This window comes from Alkalicoccobacillus porphyridii, from assembly GCF_007293315.1.
In the GTDB taxonomy this organism is placed as follows: Bacteria; Bacillota; Bacilli; order Bacillales; family Bacillaceae_D; genus Alkalicoccobacillus; species Alkalicoccobacillus porphyridii.
On the sequence record NZ_VLXZ01000003.1, the window covers coordinates 373,369 to 393,433 of the forward strand.

18 protein-coding genes are annotated in these 20,065 nt (G+C 38.8%); 3 read left to right on the forward strand and 15 right to left on the reverse strand.

All coding sequences use genetic code 11. The annotated features are described in order from the left end of the window. Positions 1 to 204: 204 nt before the first annotated feature. From FN960_RS07130 to FN960_RS07150, 5 genes are all read right to left on the reverse strand, one after another. Positions 205 to 2,409 (reverse strand): G5 domain-containing protein, encoded by a 2,205-nt coding sequence (locus FN960_RS07130; RefSeq protein WP_143848001.1) that lies wholly within the window; start codon positions 2,407 to 2,409, stop codon positions 205 to 207. Positions 2,410 to 2,684: 275 nt separating this feature from the next. Continuing rightward, positions 2,685 to 3,704: a DEAD/DEAH box helicase gene (locus FN960_RS07135; RefSeq protein WP_143848002.1), complete on the reverse strand. Its 1,020-nt coding sequence runs from the start codon at positions 3,702 to 3,704 to the stop codon at positions 2,685 to 2,687. Then, positions 3,689 to 5,278: an ATP-dependent nuclease gene (locus FN960_RS07140; protein WP_143848003.1), complete on the reverse strand. Its 1,590-nt coding sequence runs from the start codon at positions 5,276 to 5,278 to the stop codon at positions 3,689 to 3,691. The genes FN960_RS07135 and FN960_RS07140 overlap by 16 nt, the downstream gene beginning before the upstream one ends. Positions 5,279 to 5,356: 78 nt before the next feature. Further along, the gene (locus FN960_RS07145) at positions 5,357 to 6,382 is read right to left on the reverse strand and encodes a restriction endonuclease (protein ID WP_143848004.1); all 1,026 of its coding nucleotides are present in this window, start codon (positions 6,380 to 6,382) and stop codon (positions 5,357 to 5,359) included. 243 nt (positions 6,383 to 6,625) lie between these two features. Then, a complete protein-coding gene (locus FN960_RS07150) occupies positions 6,626 to 7,363 on the reverse strand; it encodes an SDR family NAD(P)-dependent oxidoreductase (RefSeq protein ID WP_143848071.1) in 738 nt (245 codons plus the stop codon). Positions 7,364 to 7,559: 196 nt separating this feature from the next. Here FN960_RS07150 and FN960_RS07155 point away from each other — a divergent pair, with 196 nt between their 5' ends. Further along, complete coding sequence (locus tag FN960_RS07155; protein ID WP_143848005.1) at positions 7,560 to 8,168, forward strand: TetR/AcrR family transcriptional regulator; 609 nt, start codon at positions 7,560 to 7,562, stop codon at positions 8,166 to 8,168. Between the two features lie 120 nt (positions 8,169 to 8,288). Continuing rightward, positions 8,289 to 9,194 (forward strand): hypothetical protein, encoded by a 906-nt coding sequence (locus tag FN960_RS07160; protein ID WP_143848006.1) that lies wholly within the window; start codon positions 8,289 to 8,291, stop codon positions 9,192 to 9,194. A gap of 270 nt (positions 9,195 to 9,464) precedes the next feature. On the opposite strand, the gene rlmH is transcribed toward FN960_RS07160, so the two are convergent. From rlmH to FN960_RS07180, 4 genes are all read right to left on the reverse strand, one after another. Beyond that, positions 9,465 to 9,944 carry a 23S rRNA (pseudouridine(1915)-N(3))-methyltransferase RlmH gene (gene rlmH, locus FN960_RS07165; protein ID WP_143848007.1) on the reverse strand — a complete coding sequence of 160 codons (480 nt, stop codon included), beginning with the start codon at positions 9,942 to 9,944 and terminating at the stop codon, positions 9,465 to 9,467. Positions 9,945 to 10,013: 69 nt separating this feature from the next. Then, on the reverse strand, positions 10,014 to 10,172 hold the full coding sequence (locus FN960_RS07170; RefSeq protein WP_143848008.1) for a CxxH/CxxC protein: 159 nt from the start codon (positions 10,170 to 10,172) through the stop codon (positions 10,014 to 10,016). A gap of 145 nt (positions 10,173 to 10,317) precedes the next feature. Continuing rightward, complete coding sequence (locus FN960_RS07175) at positions 10,318 to 11,595, reverse strand: S1C family serine protease (RefSeq protein WP_143848009.1); 1,278 nt, start codon at positions 11,593 to 11,595, stop codon at positions 10,318 to 10,320. 235 nt (positions 11,596 to 11,830) lie between these two features. Next, positions 11,831 to 12,739 carry a LysR family transcriptional regulator gene (locus tag FN960_RS07180; RefSeq protein WP_143848010.1) on the reverse strand — a complete coding sequence of 303 codons (909 nt, stop codon included), beginning with the start codon at positions 12,737 to 12,739 and terminating at the stop codon, positions 11,831 to 11,833. 117 nt (positions 12,740 to 12,856) lie between these two features. Here FN960_RS07180 and FN960_RS07185 point away from each other — a divergent pair, with 117 nt between their 5' ends. Further along, positions 12,857 to 13,411 carry a flavodoxin family protein gene (locus tag FN960_RS07185; protein WP_143848011.1) on the forward strand — a complete coding sequence of 185 codons (555 nt, stop codon included), beginning with the start codon at positions 12,857 to 12,859 and terminating at the stop codon, positions 13,409 to 13,411. Between the two features lie 108 nt (positions 13,412 to 13,519). Here FN960_RS07185 and FN960_RS07190 read toward each other — a convergent pair whose 3' ends face one another. From FN960_RS07190 to yycF, 6 genes are all read right to left on the reverse strand, one after another. Beyond that, a complete protein-coding gene (locus tag FN960_RS07190; protein ID WP_143848012.1) occupies positions 13,520 to 14,221 on the reverse strand; it encodes a CPBP family intramembrane glutamic endopeptidase in 702 nt (233 codons plus the stop codon). A gap of 284 nt (positions 14,222 to 14,505) precedes the next feature. Beyond that, positions 14,506 to 15,300 (reverse strand): MBL fold metallo-hydrolase, encoded by a 795-nt coding sequence (locus FN960_RS07195; protein WP_143848013.1) that lies wholly within the window; start codon positions 15,298 to 15,300, stop codon positions 14,506 to 14,508. Between the two features lie 25 nt (positions 15,301 to 15,325). After that, positions 15,326 to 16,195: a two-component system regulatory protein YycI gene (locus FN960_RS07200; protein WP_143848014.1), complete on the reverse strand. Its 870-nt coding sequence runs from the start codon at positions 16,193 to 16,195 to the stop codon at positions 15,326 to 15,328. Beyond that, positions 16,192 to 17,517: a YycH family regulatory protein gene (locus tag FN960_RS07205; RefSeq protein ID WP_143848015.1), complete on the reverse strand. Its 1,326-nt coding sequence runs from the start codon at positions 17,515 to 17,517 to the stop codon at positions 16,192 to 16,194. Before FN960_RS07205 ends, FN960_RS07200 begins: the two co-directional genes overlap by 4 nt. Further along, a complete protein-coding gene (walK, locus tag FN960_RS07210; protein WP_143848016.1) occupies positions 17,517 to 19,340 on the reverse strand; it encodes a cell wall metabolism sensor histidine kinase WalK in 1,824 nt (607 codons plus the stop codon). The genes FN960_RS07205 and walK overlap by 1 nt, the downstream gene beginning before the upstream one ends. Beyond that, on the reverse strand, positions 19,340 to 20,053 hold the full coding sequence (gene yycF / locus FN960_RS07215; RefSeq protein ID WP_143848017.1) for a response regulator YycF: 714 nt from the start codon (positions 20,051 to 20,053) through the stop codon (positions 19,340 to 19,342). Before yycF ends, walK begins: the two co-directional genes overlap by 1 nt. Between the last annotated feature and the right edge of the window lie 12 nt (positions 20,054 to 20,065).

Genomic DNA, 20,065 nt, shown 5'->3' on the forward strand with positions numbered 1-20,065 from the left:
ACAGTGTGGATTTTTATGGAGAGTTTACATCCGCACTGTGCTCATTAATCAGGTCAAAAGAATATTATCATTATTGCGCAGGTATGGGCTATGTACAAATTGTAGCCTGCCTAAACGCTATCAACCACTAACGTACAATATCACTTAATGGGAAAAATAAAATCAGATAGAAGACATAGTCCTCTATCTGATATAAATAATTTCCTATATAGCTTTCCTACGACTAAGAAGCAGAGTACATCCACCAAGCATGATTAGCACAAGTCCAATCAACAAGATATTATACGTATTCGTTGCGGTATTTGGTAACGTGTTCCCCTTGTTTGAATCTGTATTTTCTCTAGCTGGTAGCGTATTTCCCTCGCTAGCATCGGTAGCTTCTGTAGCTGGTACAGTATTTTCTCCATTAGTATCTGTCTCTTCTATGTTTGGTAGAGTACCTTCTTCATTTGAATTCGTATCTTCTGGATTTGGTGCGATACTTTCCTCATTAGATTCTTCATCTTCTGGATTTGGTAGAGTATTTTCTTCTTCATTAGATTCTTCATCATCTAGAGTTGTAGTAAATACACCATATCTAGAGAAGTGGTCTACTTCTATTGTAATCGTACCTTCTTCTTCATTTACAGTCCCGTGTTGTTTTACCCATATCCCTTGGTTTTCATCGTAATAATAAATATCGACGTCATCTGCACCGTATTGATCCTTGTCATATTCCATTGTTAATAGATAGGGTCCAACAACGTTTTGATTATTTGCGTCGAAAATGGATACATCAAGCACATTTCCTGCCAAAACTAGGTGTTCATTCTTCAAATCTATGAGCTCGCTTGCATCCTCCACTATTAGTTTCGTTCCTTGTGGAAGTTGCCCTGGCATGGTAATGGTTGATTTCGTCTGACCCACTTCAATCGAAATGGTATCATGTGCACGGACATCATATTCTTTTCCAAGCGTTACATGTATATGACGTGGATGGTTTTCATCCTTTTCACCGCTATCGTCTTCTCGGTCCGTCATTTTTGTTCCAACGATGATGATTTGATCTACTGGCTCTCTTGTCACTTTTTCTGACTTTAATTCACGATGAACTTCTTCACCGTTTTTATAAGTCACTACGTATGTCATCACTTTCTCGCCAGCTAACCCCTGTTGTTCAATGACTTTTTTACCTTGCTCTAAGGTTGGGTCTTCTTTTGTTACCGTTTGATAAGGAATGTCTGTTTTTACTTCTTCCATTTTTCTATCGTCATTATTATAAATGTGTATATCATATTTCCCATTAAAGTCGGATGCTCCAAATCGGGTTTCATTCCCTGCGCGATCCATAATGATTAATGTAGCCAGTTCCCAAACTCCTTCTTGGTCTAACTCCCTGACGACATAGGAACCACTGCCATTCAAGGATGTGGAGTTCAAATCTTCGTTGTAAATACTGACATCGATGTATTGATTTCTTTGAGGAGAGTCATAGATGACTCTTGCATAATGTACGCCTGATGCATCATCATCTGCCTTTACGTTAAAGTTGATTCTCTCTCCTACCAACGCTTCTGTTGTACTCACTGAAAAATCTTCTAATGTCGGTGCTGTAATATCTGTGTTCTCATTTTGAATCGTGATATCATATTTCCCATTAAAATCTTCTGCTCCAAATCGAGTCTCATTTCCCGCTCGATCCATAACGATTAATGTAGCTAGCTCCCAAACTCCCTCTTGGTCTAACTCCCTTACCACATAAGATCCAATGCCGTTCAAGGATGTGGAGTTCAAATCTTCGTTGTAAATACTAACATCAATATATTGATTTCTTTGAGGAGAATCATAGATGACCCTTGCATAGTGTACGCCCGATCCATCATCCTGTGCTTTTACGTTAAAGTCAATTTTCTCTCCTACCGACGCTTCCGTTGTACTCACTGAAAACTCATCCAATGTCGGTGCTGTAATATCTGTGTTCTCATTTTGAATCGTAATATCATATATTCCTTTAAAATCTTCTGCTTCAAATCGAGTCTCATTTCCCGCTCGGTCCATAACGATTAATGTAGCTAGCTCCCAAACTCCCTCTTGGTCTAGCTCTCTTACTACATAGGAACCCATACCATTTAAGGATGTTGAGTTCGAGTCTTCATTGTAAATACTGACATCAATATACTGATTTCTTTGAGGCGAGTCATAGATAACTCTTGCATAATGAACCCCTGAAGAATCGTCATCTGCTTTAACTGTAAAATCAATGGTTTCCCCTACCTTCGCTTCTGTTGTACTCACTGAAAAATGTTCTAGTTCCGGTGGGGTAAGATCCGTGTTTGCACTGGTTTCATTTGGTATAAAGACTGTTTGTAAAATCAAAATAATTGCTAGAATCAAGGATACATTGTAAAACCTTCTTTTCTTAAAGCCCATCTTATTTTCACTTCTCCCATTCAAAATATTTACTAATACCTAGTAAAATTGTATCATATTTATACACAGTATTAATCCTATCGATGGAATACAATGAAAATATTCTAAATTTCTAGCATTTTAATTATTCTATAGTTATATCTATTGAAAAATAAATTAAATGCAACTTTAAGTCTACTTTATAAAAAGTATGAGGAAAAATAATACAAGATTTTTATACAAGTGGCCTTAAAATACTTACTTAATAGATTAAAAAGCATTAGAAGAAATCGCTTCTAATGCTTTTTAAAGTTCAAAGGAATATCTTTTTCTCTAATAAAATAAATATCTCCGCTACTTCTTGTACAGGCTACATAAAATTTTCGTAGTGTCTGAGGGGCTAATTCTCCTAATTCATTTTTTACGTATTTCTTAAATGTAGTATCATTTAAAATTATGCAAACATTTTCAAACGTCATACCTTTAGAGTTCCCCCAATTTTCACCACTTACACTAAACTTACTTGAATTCTGATAAAATAGTTTCTTGATATTATTATTCTCCAGGATCTGTTTAATTTCCTCAACGTCTATAATGTTCACAATTTCTGATGAATGATCTTTTGCTGATTCTATGTTTATTTCTAAATTAACTTTAATAAAACTGCAGACTGTTGAGGTACATCTATAACTTTTTACTAAAGTAGTTGTATCGAAGTAATACCCTGCGTCTCTAATTATTCCCTCATAGTTTGAAAAATTATTATATAAATTTCCTAAATGATTTCCTCGTCTACTTGAAGCAAAGGTTGATTGAAAAAAGTCACCTACTAGTGTCACTGGGATTTCTAAATCTTTTAGTGACAGCATCCACTTAAAATCATCCGAAGCTAAATCCTGCATTTCATCTATAAAAACCTCATCAAAATATTTATCCATCCTTCTTTTAAAATCCGCAATATTGTCCAATATATATTTTGCCATCCTACTATGATATATTTTATTTTTATCTCTAGTAAAAGGACTACGGTATCTAAAATTCGGTAACTCAAAACATATGTCTTTAACAGGATAAGAACATAATGGTTTAATAATGAATTTTAATAAAAACTCAAAATATCCATAAACGAATATATTTGAGGGCATATATCCAAACTTTTTAATTATCTTCCCTTTTAAATTCTCCTGATTTGTAGTTGTATATGTTAGTATTAAACTTTTTTTACCTTCAAACGATAGCTGGTCTATTATATAACTTGTTTTTCCAGCCCCGGCAACCGCATTAATCACTTTTTTATTATTTAACCCGTAATCCATTGAATTGATTCCTCAATATATGGTGGTATTTTAAATTTATCTAAATTGGTCTCAGGATTTTCATCAGAAAATAAACATAAAAGTCTAAAGGCAGATTCAGCCTTATTATTTAGCATAAAATTTTGAACTCCGTTAGTCATAAATGCAGTAGCTAAGTAATTATCTACAAACGAACTGTTGTGTCTATATAAACTTACTTCAAAAGTGTGATTTAAATTATCATCATCTGCAAAAATCTGTACATTTTCCATTTCAAAATCTAAATAGTTTTTAGTGATATTTTTTTCATAGTCGTGATCATTATCCGTAATAACAACTACTTTTTTATTCAATAATTTAGCTATTTCCAGATACCTTTTGAAAGTCTTACCTCCACAAGAAATAATAGAGATATCCCTATTATAAGGTTCATCACCTTGCAAGTAATTATAGAACTCATTTAATAAAATATACTCCGCGTCTCCTTCCACTAAAATAGCCTTTTTGGAGAGAATGAAGTTTAAAACGTTATTATCTGGGGCTTTTTTGAAAAACCCGGCAGTTTCTTTGTCTAATTCATATAAATTCATGATACTATTTTCGCTAAAAAAAATTGCATTTTGTAAATCTAATCTTGAAGCAGTCATATTACTATGTGTAGCAATAAATGTTTGTTTTTCATTACCTGCTGCGATTACTTTATCAATAAGTTTATGCATGTTTAAATAACTTAAATGATTTTCTGGTTCTTCAATTAGAATAATCTCAGAATTTCCTGTGGCGTTTGAAAGCAAAAATTCGGTGTTAATAAACATCTTTTCTCCCTGACCAAGATTTTTGATCATTATACCTGATTTTTCAACAGTAATATTTTCTTGAAAGCTATCTTCATTTTCGGTGTTGAGTTTAATTTTTAAATCATCTGTAGGTTCTAAGGCAAACTCCAAATATAAATCATCTGAGAATTTTTGGTTAATATCTCTATATCTATTGTTGATTCTTTGTCTTAGAGTTCGATCTGTTTTACTTTCATAAATTCGCTTAATATAATCTTTCATTGCATAATTTGAATTTACTTTTGAACTATCTAGATATGAGTACTTTATAAAGTCTGGATACTTCTTATAACTACTATATGCCCGGTCTGAAAAGGTATAAAATTCAACATTATAATATTCAAAAGGGAATATATTCGTACTTTCTAGTGATTCTTTTATTAAATCTGAATACTCTTCATTCGGACTGATTTGTAACCTTAGTCCATTTTTTTCGTGATTAGCAGAATTTTTCTTACCGTTAATTTCATGATTAATTACTTCCTCGATTATAAATAATTCAATTTCAATCACTGGTAACATTTCATATTTTTTATCACCATTCATAAATTCATTAATTGTATGTATATTAAAAAGATTATGTAAGCCTATTTTCTCTATAGTAGAATAACTGCCACTTAAAACACAGGATATAGCTGATAATACTGATGATTTCCCTACTCCATTTTCTCCAATTAAAATATTTCTACCTTTATTAAAAGTTATTACTTGTTCTTTGAATCCTTTGAAATTATGTAGTCTTATTTTCTCAATCAACATATTCACTCCAAATTAGTTATTAATCCCCTAACAAAACTCACTCAATTTCATTTTTGATCTCAAAATATCTAAGTAGAATTATTCCACTGCATGATCTAACATCCAAACTTTCTTAATAGGAATTTCTTTCTTAATCTCATCACTGATATTTTCGTAATTTTCAAATAACTCTCGGATGATTATTTTAGAATCCCATAGTCGAACCTTAAAAAACTGTTTAGGAATTTCCTTTGTAACTGAAGACTTAAAACCACTCCATGAAACTAACAAACCAAAATCTGCACTATAATTGCTCATTGTACCTATTAATTGATCTAATGTCGGTCTATCGAGTGGTGTATCAGATGTCTTTACTTGCACACAAATTTTGGGATCGCCAAACCCTAGTGTATTAGAAGCTGCTAATATATCTACACCATGGTCTGCTCCCTCTGGACTTCTAAAAGTCGTAAATCCTTTTGCCTTTAAAATTTCCTCAACCAAGTTCTCCATCTTATGACCCTGAAATCGTTGAATAATCCTCTCAGAAATCTGATCATAGATATATTCCTCTAAATCAACGGAAACTGATTCCTCGTTCTCTTCAACTAATTCCTTTACATTCTTTTTCTTGGGAACATACCAGTTATTATTATACATTTCTTTAATTCTTTCTTCTGCATTATTTCTATGTATTTTACATACCGTCATAAATGCACCTAATGAATATAAAATGTCTTGATCAAAACGATCCCTTGGGATATCTTTTGATACCCACTTAATTTCACGGTAATGATAATATGGGCTTCCAAGTGATTCATCATATACGTAGTTACCAGAAACTTCACCAATGTGAATTGTTCGACTAAATTTTGAAGGTAAAATTACCAAATCACCCTTTTTCATTGAATGTGCGATCGGCCAAATTTGTGAGGCCCAGTTAATTGCCGTTTTCTCTTTATCCAAATCATAGTGTTTAATTAACCTTCTATATAGGGTTTCCTTTGATTCAATCCCTTTTAAATTTATATTAAGTCTATCCCAAGTAAGATAGATTCTTTCATCCTCAAGGAACTTATTCTCAAACTCCCCTTGTTTACCTGCACGAAATAACCAAATTGTCATAAAACTCAACTCCTTATAGTTAGAAAAAATAAGACGCTTTGATTAGAATCTCCATTATCCTAATCATACCTATCCACTTTAATAAATGAATATCTCATATATTAATTCTTCATACATATTTAAAAACCTGTTACCTTTTGTAGTCATACCTTATATATCGACATATAAAGTATTTTTTCACTTAAAAAAAAAGACCTGTATAATTACAGATCTTTTTAGTACATAAATTAGAACAATATTCAATTACTGCGCCGTATACCCACCATCAACAATCAAGCTGTTCCCAGTCATATAAGAAGAATCATCAGAAGCCATAAATAATACTGCTTTTGCCATTTCATCAGCTAAGCCAAGACGTTTCATTGGTGTCATTTCAGATAACGTCTGTTTGCTTTCTTCAGGAATGATTGGCGTATCAATAAAGCCTGGGCATAGTGAGTTCACACGAATGTTCTTATCTGCATACTCAAGGGCTAGAGAACGAGTTAAGTTCACCACCCCGCCTTTTGCTGCGTTATATGCTGCTGAACCAGGTGATCCAACCCATCCGTACATAGAAGCTGTATTCACAATCGTACCGCCGCCAGTCTTTAGCATTTCACGGATCGCTTCACGTGCGACTAAGAAGACGCCATCTAAATCGACATTCACCGTGTTGCGCCATTCGGAGTACTCAAGATCATGGGTTGGGTGAACACGACCAATTCCTGCATTATTAAAAACAACATCTACTGTTCCAAATGCTTCAACCGTTTGTTTGAAGACATTTGCCACTTCTTCTTCACTCGTAATATTTGCTTTGATAAAAAGAGCCTCTGCCTTAAGCGTTTTCAATTCCTCTTCAAACACTTTGCCCTTCTCTTCATTTAAATCAACTAGAACCACCTTGGCTCCTTCTTTAACAAATAACTTTGCAGTCGCTGCTCCGATTCCAGATGCACCACCTGTAATCACGGCTACTTTATCCTGTAATTTACCCATCATAAATTCCCCCTGTTAGCTGAATTGTATTAGCACATTTTAGACATGTATAATAGATGGTATCTACTATTCGTGCTGTTCTTATTCATTTAAATTGTACTCTTTTGTTCACATGTAACAATCAGTAAGTTATGACGAAATGTCTAGTAGATAGACACTTATAAGAAAACTGTCTAAAATCAAAGGAGATTTTTTTATGAACCATGAAAACACAACCCCATCCCAACGACAAAATCGAACCAAAATCCATCTACAGCATGCCTTCATTGAACTCATCAAAGAAATCGGCTACCATGCCGTCACCGTAAAAGATATCGTCACACGCGCCGCTTATAACCGCAGTACATTCTATGTTCATTACAAGGATAAAATAGACTTAGCTGAAGACCTGCTCGTCTCCATGCTTCAAGGATTAGAAACAGCCGTAGGCAAACCCTATACACCAGGTCAAACAGTCTATACAGACAAGCTAGGTAGCCCGTCCTTCCATATCGTTTCCTATATCTATACCAATCGAGAGTTCTTCACGTTAATCAAATTCGAAGACACATTACCAGGCCTACACACACGCCTCCCGCAAACGATCTTAAAGATTTATAAGGAGCAATTTGAATTTGAAACCATTAATCACACACCAGTCAATATGGAGTATTTTGAACGATACACCGCCTATGGGTTTTACGGATTGTTGAAGCTTTGGATTAAGGAAGATTTTAGGGAGAGTCAAGAGGTGTTTATTCAGGAAGTAATTGAATTGACGAAGACGCATATGCATTCGTTTAGGTATGTTGGGGGAATAGATTAGGATAGGCTTCACGGCCAATTCATATTTAGAGCAATTATATACCTTCTTGTTAAATAGAAGTTAGACAAGTAAGTATAACAATATTTATATTAAATTAGTAATAAGTAAAAGGAGATAACTATGCGTGTGACATTTGAAGAAAAAACTTATGAAAGCTATTTTAATAACGAATTAGACAATCGTTCCAAAATTTATTTTCCTCCAGGGCAATATCAAGAAGGCTTTTTAGGCTTCGATTCATCAGCTTTTACAGAAGATATAGAACTCTGGCGTTATTTGGGTCATCCATGGTTACCCAATTTGCCGTTTGAGGGCATAAAACTTAGAAGGATTGCTGATGAAATGGAACATTTTTTGAGTATTAAGATTCGAAATATGCCATCCATAAGTGTTAATCTCTTGTTTCAATATAAGAAACCAGAGTACATAACAACTAGTTTGGGTAAGGAATGGAATAAATGGAGTCAACCATACTATAGATACGAAATTTATAGAGAGCAGCAAGAACTTTTAATGAATATTCATTCTAAGCTAGGAGATAGAGTTCTAGTCATCTATGCTTCACCTGCTTTGCTATCTAATGATGAGCTCGTAAATGCTCATATGAATAGAAAAATTATAGAATTTTCAAATTTCCGGAAAGCATCTGAATTAAATACTCATCACAGAAATACATATATAAAAGCTGGTAACTATTCTATAGCTTGTAGTGACCCTGAATTTTTAGATAATTTCGATCTCATTAATGAAATTAATAATTTTAAAAGAAGTAAAACTGATATGGATTTAAACAATATTGATATTATAAATAACTTTAGAAATAGTTTAATAGAATTAATTAATAAAGATCTATATATCTCAAATTCTTTTAACAAGTTAAATGAGAAGATTAGTGAATTCCAAAACCATGAATTACTATATACCTTTTTAGTCTTAAAAAATTTTAGATTGTTAACTGGTATGCAATGGGTTATTAAATTTGAAGATGAAGAGAAATTCAAAAAAAAAAGAATTCATATCAAATAGGTTTATACAATAATTTTAGTATGTATAATGTATGAATATTACATAAACCCTATACACCAGGTCAAAAAGTCTATACAGCCAAGCTTGACGTTCCTTATATTAATTGTCTCATTATACTTTTTTAGAAATTCTTATCATTCACTTTAAAAATAATTTCAGCTACATTAGAAAAGGAGCAAGCGAAATATCTTGTTCACCTACTCTAAATTATAATCATTTAATAAATTCTTCATTTTACTTTAATTGGTTTTGTACTATAAAAAACCTCATTTACTTATGGTAAGGCTCACCCCTCATAATCCTAAACCCCCTATACACCTGCTCCACCAAAATCAATCGCATCAACTGATGTGGAAACGTCATTTTAGAAAACGACAATTTCTCATTCGACCGATTCAGAACTTCATCCGACAATCCCAACGATCCACCAATCACATAGCAAATCTTACTCTTCCCATAAAGGGCAAGCTGATTAAGATTCGCTGCTAACTGTTCGGAGGTTAGCATCTGGCCTTCAATCGCGAGGGCGATGACGTGGGCGTCTTGGGGGATTTTGGTGAGGAGGCGATCTCCTTCTTTTTGTTTGATGATGCGCATGTCTTCTGGGCTGAGATTCTCGGGTGCTTTTTCGTCGGGGACTTCGGTGATGGTGATTTTGGCGTAGGCACCGAGGCGTTTGGTGTATTCGTCGATGCCTTGTTTGAGGTATTTTTCTTTTAGTTTGCCGACTGTTAGAATTGAGATATTCACAGTGTTGAAAACTCCTTTTTATATGTTATCCACAGAACTTATCCACATATACACATTGTGGGTATCTGATTATTTCGTTACGGAGTAAATGGCTTGTTTTTTGCAGAAGCTGCAGGCTGTGGATAAGGCTTGTTCTGATGTAAGCTTTTCCATGACCGGGAAGACTTCATTTTCGTCGACAACGACGTCGAGTGCGAGCTCAATGTGCTCGTCGCATGCGTAATACATAGATGATCCGTCCTTTCGTTTTCATGGCTATTATATCATAGGTTGAAGGTTGTTCCCACAGGCTGTGGATATGTGTGGATAACCTTTTACACAGGAAAAAAGCAGTGCCTGTTGATAGGTCACTGCTTTTTTGTGGATAGCTGTATTAGAAGCTTTGTGGTTCTTGTAATTGAACGTCGATTTCTTGTTGTTCGCCGTCTCTATAGAGAGAAACGGTAACTGTGTCTCCTACTGCTTTATCGGTGTAGAGGAAGCGACGTAGGTCGGCGCCATCTGCTAGCTCTTCTCCGTCAATGGAGATGATGACATCATATTCCTGTAAGCCCGCACTGGCTGCTGATGAGTTAGGTGCAACACTTGTGATCACAACTCCATCTTCTACATCCTCAGGCAGGTTCAATGTGCCTGTGCGGTGCTGAACCGGAATTTCAGAGAGGGAGCGAATGCCGACACCTAGCTGCGGACGTTTCACTTCTCCAAAGGTTTCAAGATCATTAATGATTGGTTCTGCTACCGCTGTTGGGATGGCAAAGCCAATGCCTTCGACTGCGCTTTGAGCAATTTTCATCGAATTGATGCCAATCACTTCACCGTTAATGTTAATCAATGCGCCACCGCTGTTCCCTGGGTTAATGGCTGCATCGGTTTGCAGTACCTCTGCATTCCAGTCTGGTGTGCCGTCGCCGTTAATATCAACCGGGATGCTTCGTTCAGTGGCACTGATAATCCCTTGGGTTACAGAGCTTGCAAAGCTTTGACCAAGTGGGTTCCCAATGGCAATCGCTGGTTCGCCGGCACGTAGGCTTTCGGAATTTCCGAAGGTCGCTACGGTATCAACATGCTCATCGTCAATTTCAAGCACGGCAAGGTCAGTAATTTCGTCTGCACCTAAAAGCTGTGCAGGGACCTCTGTGCCGTCTGTTAGCGTGACGGTAATTTCATTTGCGCCTTCGATGACGTGATTATTGGTGACTACATAGGCCTGGCCGCCTTCTTTTTTGTAGATGACGCCAGAGCCTGTGCCTTCTGCAACCTCTTCACTAAAGAGGTCTCCCTGGTGGCGGTTGGAAACGCCCACCACTGCATCCGAGACATTTTCGACTGCATCGGTGACGCCAGAGCTGACGTTCAGGTTAATGGCTTGATTTGAATTCTCTTCTCCCGTTGAGAGTAGGGAACCGCCTGTTTCTTCAGTAGGGGTACCAGACTGCGTATCATCCGGTAGCAAGCCGAGGCTTGAAAGCGCTGGTGTGGAAAAGACAACAATCAGCCCGCCGAGTACTGCACCGGCAAAAGCCGAAGCTCCTGCGACGCGTTTAAGACCCTTTGGTTTACGTGTCCTGTGCTGTGGCTCTTTATAACTTGGTTCATTTGAATAAGTAGGTCTGTTGCGATTTGGGTCTTGAGAATCATAATAGCCCATATGTGTTGCCCCTTTCTTTCTCCGTGGGGAGGTTAGTGTGTTGCTTTGAACTTATTATAACGCTTTTGTACCGCGGGTCTAGTGGCCTGGTCTCTTTTCGACTATTTTTTATAGAGATTAGTTAATTTGCGTCAAATTTGACGCGAATTTATGTAAATAGACGCAAAGTCGCGGTGAGGCTTTTGCCCTAAGAGGCACATCAATCTATCTTCATAATTCCACATATGTGGAAGGATTAAACATCTATTTGTGAATGATGAGAGGAGAATTGCTGTTTACTCGCTTCAATTAGTGATTTCAGGAAGGGTGTGAGCTGTTTATCCTTATGCCAGATGATGTGATGATGGATGCTATGATCATCCGTTTTTGCCCAATTCAATATATATAGCTCTCCGTTTCTCACTTCTTGCGCCACTGCTTCCCTAGGTAATAGGGCAATACCTAAGCCTGACTTTACACAGCTTTTTAAAGCTTCAATGGTGGTGATTTCATAAGTAGAGCGTGGTTTGATGTTGAATAGAGATAGAGAGTGCTCCAATAGATTACGGTACGAGCAATCTTTCTCTGTGACGATCCACGTTTCTTCTTTTACGTCCTCGATTGTACATATGGGCTGTTGCACAAGCGTGTGCGTAGTGGAAGCAACAAGTACAATTTGGCCTTTGGCGAGCGTTTGCTTTTTTATGTGTGAGGGTTTGCTTTGATCGCTGTCGCTAAATAAAAAAGCGATGTCTATTTCCCCTGTCTGAAGGCCTTCGTGAATCCGGGCAATCTGGTGCATTGGCCTCATAATAATTTGTGTATGTGGATGTAGCTTCCGTATCTCTGATAACAAGGCGGGAAGCTTATAGGTGCTTTGACTTTCTGTAGCGGCAATTGTGATCGTCGATTGCTGCTGTAATTCTTGGACCGCCAGGTTGTACTGAGAGAGTATGGCTTTTGCATGCAAGATAAAGCTTTGTCCAGGTGCCGTTAAAACAAGCTTATTGCCTAAACGTTCAAATAGAGACACACCCAGCTCCGTTTCGAGATTTTTTATTTGTGAAGTGACGGTCGATTGGGCATAATTAAGCTGCTCCGCACACTTGGTGAAATTTAGGCATTCACTTGCTACGATAAACGTCTTTACTTGCTTCATATCCATGGTTGTTGCCTCCAATCAAACATTCCGATGGATTCCATCGTTTATTTCAGCTGGGATCTATTGTCATCCTATCATACACTAAGTGTATTCATTTAGAGGATGGGAGAGAAATCAATCATGAAAATTGGCATCTTTTATGGAAGCACGAGAGAAGGCGGGAATACTGAGGCACTGACAGAAGAGGTTGTAAACGGATTGGCTGAGGTCGAAAGGGTTCATCTCCGAGAGTATCACATTCTAGATATGGTCGATCAACGACATGCACAGGGTGGGTTTAGTTCGGTAGATGATGACTATGACAAGCTTATTGACACCTTATTAGAGAGTGAGGTGCTATTGTTTGCGACACCGATCTATTGGTACGGCTTTTCTAGTGTGATGAAACGATTTATTGATCGCTGGTCGCAGCTACTTCGAGATGAACGTTATCCAGATGCTAAGAACAGGCTGGCCTCAAAAAAAGCATATTTAATTGCGGTTGGAGGAGATCAGCCGAGAGTAAAAGGGCTTCCGTTGGTGGAGCAATTTAAACATATATGTGCGTTTTCGGGTCTGCAGTATAGTGGGTATGTCTTGGGAACAGGTAACCGGCCGAATGATATATACCAGGATACAGAGGCGTTGGAGGAGGCGCGGGAGCTTGGAGAGAAGTTGAAGCTTAATCTAAGATAGTCAGTACCTCTTGCTGTTTGTGAACAGAGATTTTCTTAGTTACGTGGTGAATTATAAAAGACATAATAAAAGAGGCAGGCACACCATCGTCCGCCTCTTTAACATCGTTCAGATAAAATAAGAGGAAATAAATGCAACAATCGTACCCAATAAATTATTCATACCATGTACTATAACAGCAGGCCATACCGACTTCGTGCGATAATACAAGTATCCAGCAGCCAATCCAGTGATGAAGGCGATTGGTAGGATTTCATTGATCCCGTGTGCCAATGCAAAGATAAGGGAGCTCACACCAATTCCTATCCAAGGTCCATACCGGAGTAAGGCATTTGTGAGAACACCTCTAAAAGCAAATTCCTCACCCAAAGGTGTTAAGATACCAATGAATAGTAGCTGGATAGAAAAGATTAGTACACCACTCGATGAAGCAGCTTGGTACGCATCCTGAGTGTTCAGATCGCCCCCCCATATATATAGCAGTATCAATAGGCCACGATTTAGAAGAAAAACCGCTAAACCTATTCCTATGCTAATCAAAAGCCACTTCCACGTGGTTTTTCGAATTCCAAAGGCAGCTCCTGAACGTATACGAATTAGATATGCTGCAGCGAAAGCGGCGAGCCCTGCAAAGGCTGACAATGCTGAAAGACTTAGTCCTACCAACGTGATGTCGGAAGAAAACATATGTAATATGATTCTTGATACCACTACGACTACAATAAAATACACAATACCCAACACAATAATCTCCAACCATCCAGGTCTTATTTCATTGGTTGGATTATGTCCTTTAGATTGATTGTTCATACATAAGTCATCTCCTAGTTATGAAGGGTTCTGCCTTTTGCTTAAATGGGGAAGGCAGCTTTCAATCATTGAATTCGATCTCTGAAAAATAATCGCTCGATAGATCATTATCATTTAATTACCCAATAATGCTCGTAGGAAACAAAGAGCTTTTGCAGAAAGCAGTCATTGCGTCTTTGGATGACCATATTAATAGCGGTATGGTCCATAAGATTTGGGGCGTTATTTTTTTTGTCGCTTAAAAGCATAGGATTCAAAAAAGCCCAGCTGATGCTGGGCTTTTTTTATACCACCGTCAACGCAGTGGGTTTGATTGGGTCTGTATCATATAGCTCGAATTGTTCACCTACGCCCATACCCTGCTCATGAAGACTTTGCGCGACGGTGAGTCGGGCGAGGTCCTTCATGTTGTTATCGAGGCTAAGGTGGGCCAAATAGATGCGCGACGTGTTATCGGCAATGACATCTGTCAGGGCGAGGGCGGCGTCTTCATTAGAGACGTGGCCGACATCACTTAGGATACGGCGTTTGACGTTCCAGGGATAACGGCCGATGCGCAACATGTTCAGGTCGTGATTGGATTCAAAGACATACATGTCTGCGCCTTTAATTGTGCCTTTGATCCGGTCGCTAACATAACCCATATCGGTGGCAAGCACGAGCTTGCGCCCATTGTGGCGGAAGACGTAGAACATCGGTTCCGCGGCATCATGGGAGACGCCAAAGGATTCGACCTCTAAATCGCCGAAGCTGCGCACGGTTTCCATGTTAAAGTGAAATTTTTGATCAACGGGAATCGTGCCTAGGTGTTTGTCCATGGCATTCCAGGTTTTTTCGTTAGCATAGATCGGCAGCTTATGGCGCCGTGCGAAGATGCCTACGCCTTTAATATGATCGCTGTGCTCGTGGGTAACGAGAATGCCGTCTAGCTCCTTGGGATCACGGTTAATCTCAGTAAAGAGCTCGTCCATTTTTTTGCCACTGAGGCCGGCATCTACCAGCAGACGCTGAGTTGGTGTTTCTACATACATGGCGTTGCCAGTACTGCCGCTTGCCAAGACGCTAAATCGTAAGGCCATAAGCGGCCTCCTTTCCTTCTACTACCTATTCCTCTTCACGTAAGTCTTCTTCCGGGCCAAGATCTTCGCCTTCCATTTCAGGCGGGTTATCTAGTAATGGCTCGGTGATCTCTTCATCTTCAACTACCATGCCATGCTCCTGAACCGTTCCTTCAAACGCATTCACTAAGTAGGAGATTTCTTCATCATCGCCTTTATCGACATCAACCTTAAGAATGGGGGCAAAGACTGGGGATTCACTAAAAAAGCTGTAATAACCAATCTCAAAATTAACAACCGTCTCATTCATTGTGATGTACTGCCGATTAATCAGCGTTTCTATGGCACGTAGGTTAGCCAATGTGTCCTTTGGGTTCCCCTGTTTCTCAAAAAGAGAATAGTGTTGCTCGTAGCCTATAATCTCACCCTGTTCATTTAAAGAAAGAATTAAAGGTTCATTGTGATTGGTAAATACGGTTTTATCCTCAAACACTTGATCAAGGTAGATTGTGAACTCTTCACTTCTAACCACCTCATATTCGTCTCCGTGTAATACATACACTGAAAGAAATTGGTCAATGTTCACCGTGTCCGCTTCTAAAGAAAAGGGCTCATCCAGAGTGGAAAGAAGGGTGCGATCTTCGTTTAAAAAATCAAACTCTTGACCTGAAAGCGACGCGACATCAATTTCAGTAAAGGTTTGTTGTTGACCCACAATATACTCAGCTTCCTGCATGTCATCGGGAAGAGGAGTGGCAATGTCAATCTGATTTTGTCTCAATTTATCTTGAATCGTGCTGCTAGTTATCGAGCTAAGTTGATTATCATCGTTCACTTGATACAGCTGCCAGCCAAGATAGATGTTTAACAGGAAGAAGGTGAGAATAAAGACCGTTTTGGTTCTACTCCAATTCATTGATTGCCCTCCTCTGTAAACGAAACCTTCTCCCAGCCATTATCGGCTAGGATAAACCAGGCGGGCTCGAGCGTCACAAGTCCAAGCTGATCCTCATCATCAGTCATCTCATACCCAATGCGAACGTCCCTAAGTGTATTCATGTTCACATTCTCACCCTCTTGTAGACGAGTGATCAGATCTTCACCAGATTCAAGCATAATCGAAACCTCATTAATGGGGCTGCTATCCAGAATCAATAGTGGTCGAATGTAGTTTGTTGTTTGCGACCCATTTCTTTCTACGTTTAATGTCATGCTATCACTGCTATTTTTTATATTATAGATAGGTAGATCATTCATATACAATCGATAGACTGCATATTCCCTGTCATTCGATGAGGCTCTCCACCAGCTTAACACATAATCATTGGTCCAGCCGGCATGGCTATTAATATAGTCAAAGCTAGACTCTGGGATACTCGTCCTCGGGCTATTCGAATCCGTGCTCGATGAGTTTCGGTAGGTCATAAAGTTCTCATTATCCCGTAAATTTATGATTCGGCTACCATCTGTATAGGATAATTCACCATTGCTTTGTCTATATCTTCTCACGGAATCCGTATCTGGGAACAGCAGACGATTGATGTCATTTGTACTGACTCGCTCTGTCGAATAGGACTGACGATTGACTTCTACTGGTTCAGCAGGAATATAGATATTTTGCTGTGTAAGAATTGATTGATCTTCATTTGCATCATTCACCGTTAAGGCAGCGACACTATTATCTTCTTCCAAAAAACGTGTCACATCAGATCCAGAAAGAGAAAGCCCTATTTGAATGGCATCATCATCCGTTCTTGAATAAACCTGAAGCTGTGCCTGACCGTTTGTATCCTCATAAAGCAGAAGTCGATCTACCCCGACTAACGGAAAATTCTCCTCTTCTGATTCTTGATTATTTGAAAATAGGTTCATAAACATATTCATCGGTACGGTATCCGGAAACACAATCTCAATCCCTGTAGAGATATCTGATCTAGGGGAGTAATTTATATCATATAACTCAGCATCTAAAAGCCGGTCATAGATTTGATCAAAGGTAGATTCACTTTCAAGTACAATGGTTGTTTCATCCGCTTGGTGTTTCACTACTTTATTAGGTCGTACCACATCTCGAACCGATTTCTCTTCACCAATCGGATGAAATTCAACCGCCTCAGAATTTTGATCGGCAATATCAGGTTCATACGTCCAAAGTCTCCATGTCAAAAGGAGACTAATTGCAACAAGAATGATAAGCGCCCAGGTTTTTAAACGTTCATAGCAGAGACCCCTCACCATTACACGTCGCCTCCCTTAGTTGTGGAATAAGGCAATGTGAAATAAATGGTGGTGCCTTCTCCATACTCACTGTGCACCCAGATGTCGCCACCATGTGCTTGAACGAGCTCTTTAGCAATGGCCAACCCAAGCCCGGTCCCCCCAACACTTCGCGCTCTAGCTCGATCGACGCGGTAAAATCTGTCGAAGATTTTCATTTGACTTTCCCGGGGAATACCCATGCCTTCATCGGCAATACTCACGCGAACGTGGTTACCCTGATGTAGCAATGTGGTCGTAATATTTGCACCTTCAGCAGAGTATTTTAACGCATTAGAAATAATATTGTCTAATACTTGAATTAACTTATCTTGATCGATTTCGACATAGCTCGGTTTTTTAGAAATATGACGATGCAGCTCGATATTCTTTTCCTGGGCAATAATTTCAAAGCGATCAAGCACTTGATTCAAAAATTCCCCGAAATTAATCCATTGTAAGGTGAATTGATAATCATCGCTGTCGATTTTTGATAGCTGTAGTAGATCATTAACGAGACGAATCATTCGTTCTGTTTCATTTTGTGTAACCTTCAGGAAACGTGGTCCCATCTCAACATCCTGCATCACACCATCTTCAAGTGCTTCCAGATAACTCTTCATGGTTGTCAGTGGTGTACGCAGCTCATGGGAAACGTTGGCCACAAATTCACGCCGTTCCTGTTCATTCTTTTCTTTTTCAGTGACATCATGTAAAACAGTAATAATCCCGTTAATGGGGCCTTCATCCTCCTGAATCACAGAAAAGTTAGCCTCAAGTAAATACTGACCATCCTCATTACTGAAATCAAGTAGAATCGAATCAGATTGATCATATAAATCATAGACACCTACTGTTTCAGTTAGATGAAGAACATCGGTTAAAGGCTGTCTCATGACCTGTGTACTGGACACATTCAAAAGCTCCTCGGCCCGTTTATTTAATAGAATCACACGACCATTTTGGTCAGTAGCGACCACACCATCGGTCATATTCGAAAGAACAGAGCTTAATCGTTTTTGTTCACGATCCCGTGTTAATGTGGCTTCGTGTAACCTCATCGTCAGCTGGTTAAAGGAAGTGGCAAGCTGACCAATTTCGTCCGTGCTATATACTTTGACCTGACGGGAGAAGTCACCATGACTCATTCTCAACGCCTGCTTTCGCATCTCAATAATTGGCACAATAATCGTTTTTGCCAGCAAAATAACAAGTACAGCTGAAATGGCAAGAGCGATAGACGTTCCTTTAAAAAGAATGCTGTTGATTTGCTGAATCTGGTCGTATATTTCGTCTAGTGACGCTTGAATGTATATGACACCAAGTACGGTTTCATCACTACCTGTAATCGGAACAGCCATGATGCGGAAACGTTCCTGGTCGGAAGGATCCCGCACCTCTCCCTCTTCCTCGGAGCCAAGCAGTGCCCGTTTGACCCGAATTTCATTATTCCGCAACCCTATTTGATCCCGAGCCTCGGTACTTGATGTACCTATAATAACCTCGTTTCGGTCAATAACCTGTGCTGTGGCATTATCGACTCTAAATAAATCCGTCAGAATTGAATTAACCTCAACTGCGAGCTCCTCACGGTCGTCACTTGAGCCACTCATTACCTGTGAAAGCTGGAATAGCAGTAAATTAGACTGCTCTCTTAGCTCTGTATCATGACTACTCAAGAGATCCTGCTCAAGCTGACGAGTAAAATAAACCCCAATGACCTGAACCGCCACGAGAATAAGCAAAACATAGGCAATAATTAGCTTAAATTGAATCGACTTAAAAAAGCCAATCTTTCTATCCATTACGATTTCTCCTGCTCCTGTGTATCCGGTTCATTTAAGAAATATCCTACCCCACGCCTAGTAATAATCCATGCTGGGAAGCTCGGGTTGTCTTCTACCTTCTCGCGCAGACGACGAACGGTTACATCAACGGTTCGCACATCTCCAAAGTAATCATATCCCCACACAGCCTGCAGAAGGTGCTCACGGGTCATCACCTGTCCGAGATGTTTGGCTAAATAATGAATCAGTTCAAACTCTCTATGAGTCAGCTCAATCGGTTCTCCTCGCCTTTTAACCTGGTAGGCATCCGGGTAGATTACTAGATTACCAATCACAAGCTCTTTATGAGAAGGCGCCTCCTCTGAGGTTTTTTGTCTGCGTAAATTGGCTTTCACACGAGCCAGCAGCTCTCTGGTACTAAAGGGTTTTGTGACATAGTCATCCGCCCCAAGCTCTAGCCCTAGAACCTTATCAATCTCGGAATCTTTAGCTGTAAGCATAATAATCGGAATATCGTAACTCTTGCGGACCTCTCGGCAAACTTCCATTCCATCCTTATGAGGTAGCATAATATCTAATAATATTAAATCAGGTTTTTCCTGTTTGACTTGTTCCATCGCTTCGACGCCATCGTATGCACAAACGACATCAAATCCTTCTTTTTCAAGATTAAATTTCAGGATATCTGCAATGGGACGTTCGTCATCAACAACGAGAATTCGTTTATCCATTCCATTTCTCTC

Coding starts and splice junctions, on each gene's coding strand:
- FN960_RS07130 (WP_143848001.1), bottom strand. CDS start 2,409: ATGGGCTTTAAGAAAAGAAGGTTTTACAATGTATCCTTGATTCTAGCA.
- FN960_RS07135 (WP_143848002.1), bottom strand. CDS start 3,704: ATGGATTACGGGTTAAATAATAAAAAAGTGATTAATGCGGTTGCCGGG.
- FN960_RS07140 (WP_143848003.1), bottom strand. CDS start 5,278: ATGTTGATTGAGAAAATAAGACTACATAATTTCAAAGGATTCAAAGAA.
- FN960_RS07145 (WP_143848004.1), bottom strand. CDS start 6,382: ATGACAATTTGGTTATTTCGTGCAGGTAAACAAGGGGAGTTTGAGAAT.
- FN960_RS07150 (WP_143848071.1), bottom strand. CDS start 7,363: ATGGGTAAATTACAGGATAAAGTAGCCGTGATTACAGGTGGTGCATCT.
- FN960_RS07155 (WP_143848005.1), top strand. CDS start 7,560: ATGAACCATGAAAACACAACCCCATCCCAACGACAAAATCGAACCAAA.
- FN960_RS07160 (WP_143848006.1), top strand. CDS start 8,289: ATGCGTGTGACATTTGAAGAAAAAACTTATGAAAGCTATTTTAATAAC.
- FN960_RS07170 (WP_143848008.1), bottom strand. CDS start 10,172: ATGTATTACGCATGCGACGAGCACATTGAGCTCGCACTCGACGTCGTT.
- FN960_RS07175 (WP_143848009.1), bottom strand. CDS start 11,595: ATGGGCTATTATGATTCTCAAGACCCAAATCGCAACAGACCTACTTAT.
- FN960_RS07180 (WP_143848010.1), bottom strand. CDS start 12,739: ATGGATATGAAGCAAGTAAAGACGTTTATCGTAGCAAGTGAATGCCTA.
- FN960_RS07185 (WP_143848011.1), top strand. CDS start 12,857: ATGAAAATTGGCATCTTTTATGGAAGCACGAGAGAAGGCGGGAATACT.
- FN960_RS07190 (WP_143848012.1), bottom strand. CDS start 14,221: ATGAACAATCAATCTAAAGGACATAATCCAACCAATGAAATAAGACCT.
- FN960_RS07195 (WP_143848013.1), bottom strand. CDS start 15,300: ATGGCCTTACGATTTAGCGTCTTGGCAAGCGGCAGTACTGGCAACGCC.
- FN960_RS07200 (WP_143848014.1), bottom strand. CDS start 16,195: ATGAATTGGAGTAGAACCAAAACGGTCTTTATTCTCACCTTCTTCCTG.
- FN960_RS07205 (WP_143848015.1), bottom strand. CDS start 17,517: ATGGTGAGGGGTCTCTGCTATGAACGTTTAAAAACCTGGGCGCTTATC.
- walK (WP_143848016.1), bottom strand. CDS start 19,340: ATGGATAGAAAGATTGGCTTTTTTAAGTCGATTCAATTTAAGCTAATT.
- yycF (WP_143848017.1), bottom strand. CDS start 20,053: ATGGATAAACGAATTCTCGTTGTTGATGACGAACGTCCCATTGCAGAT.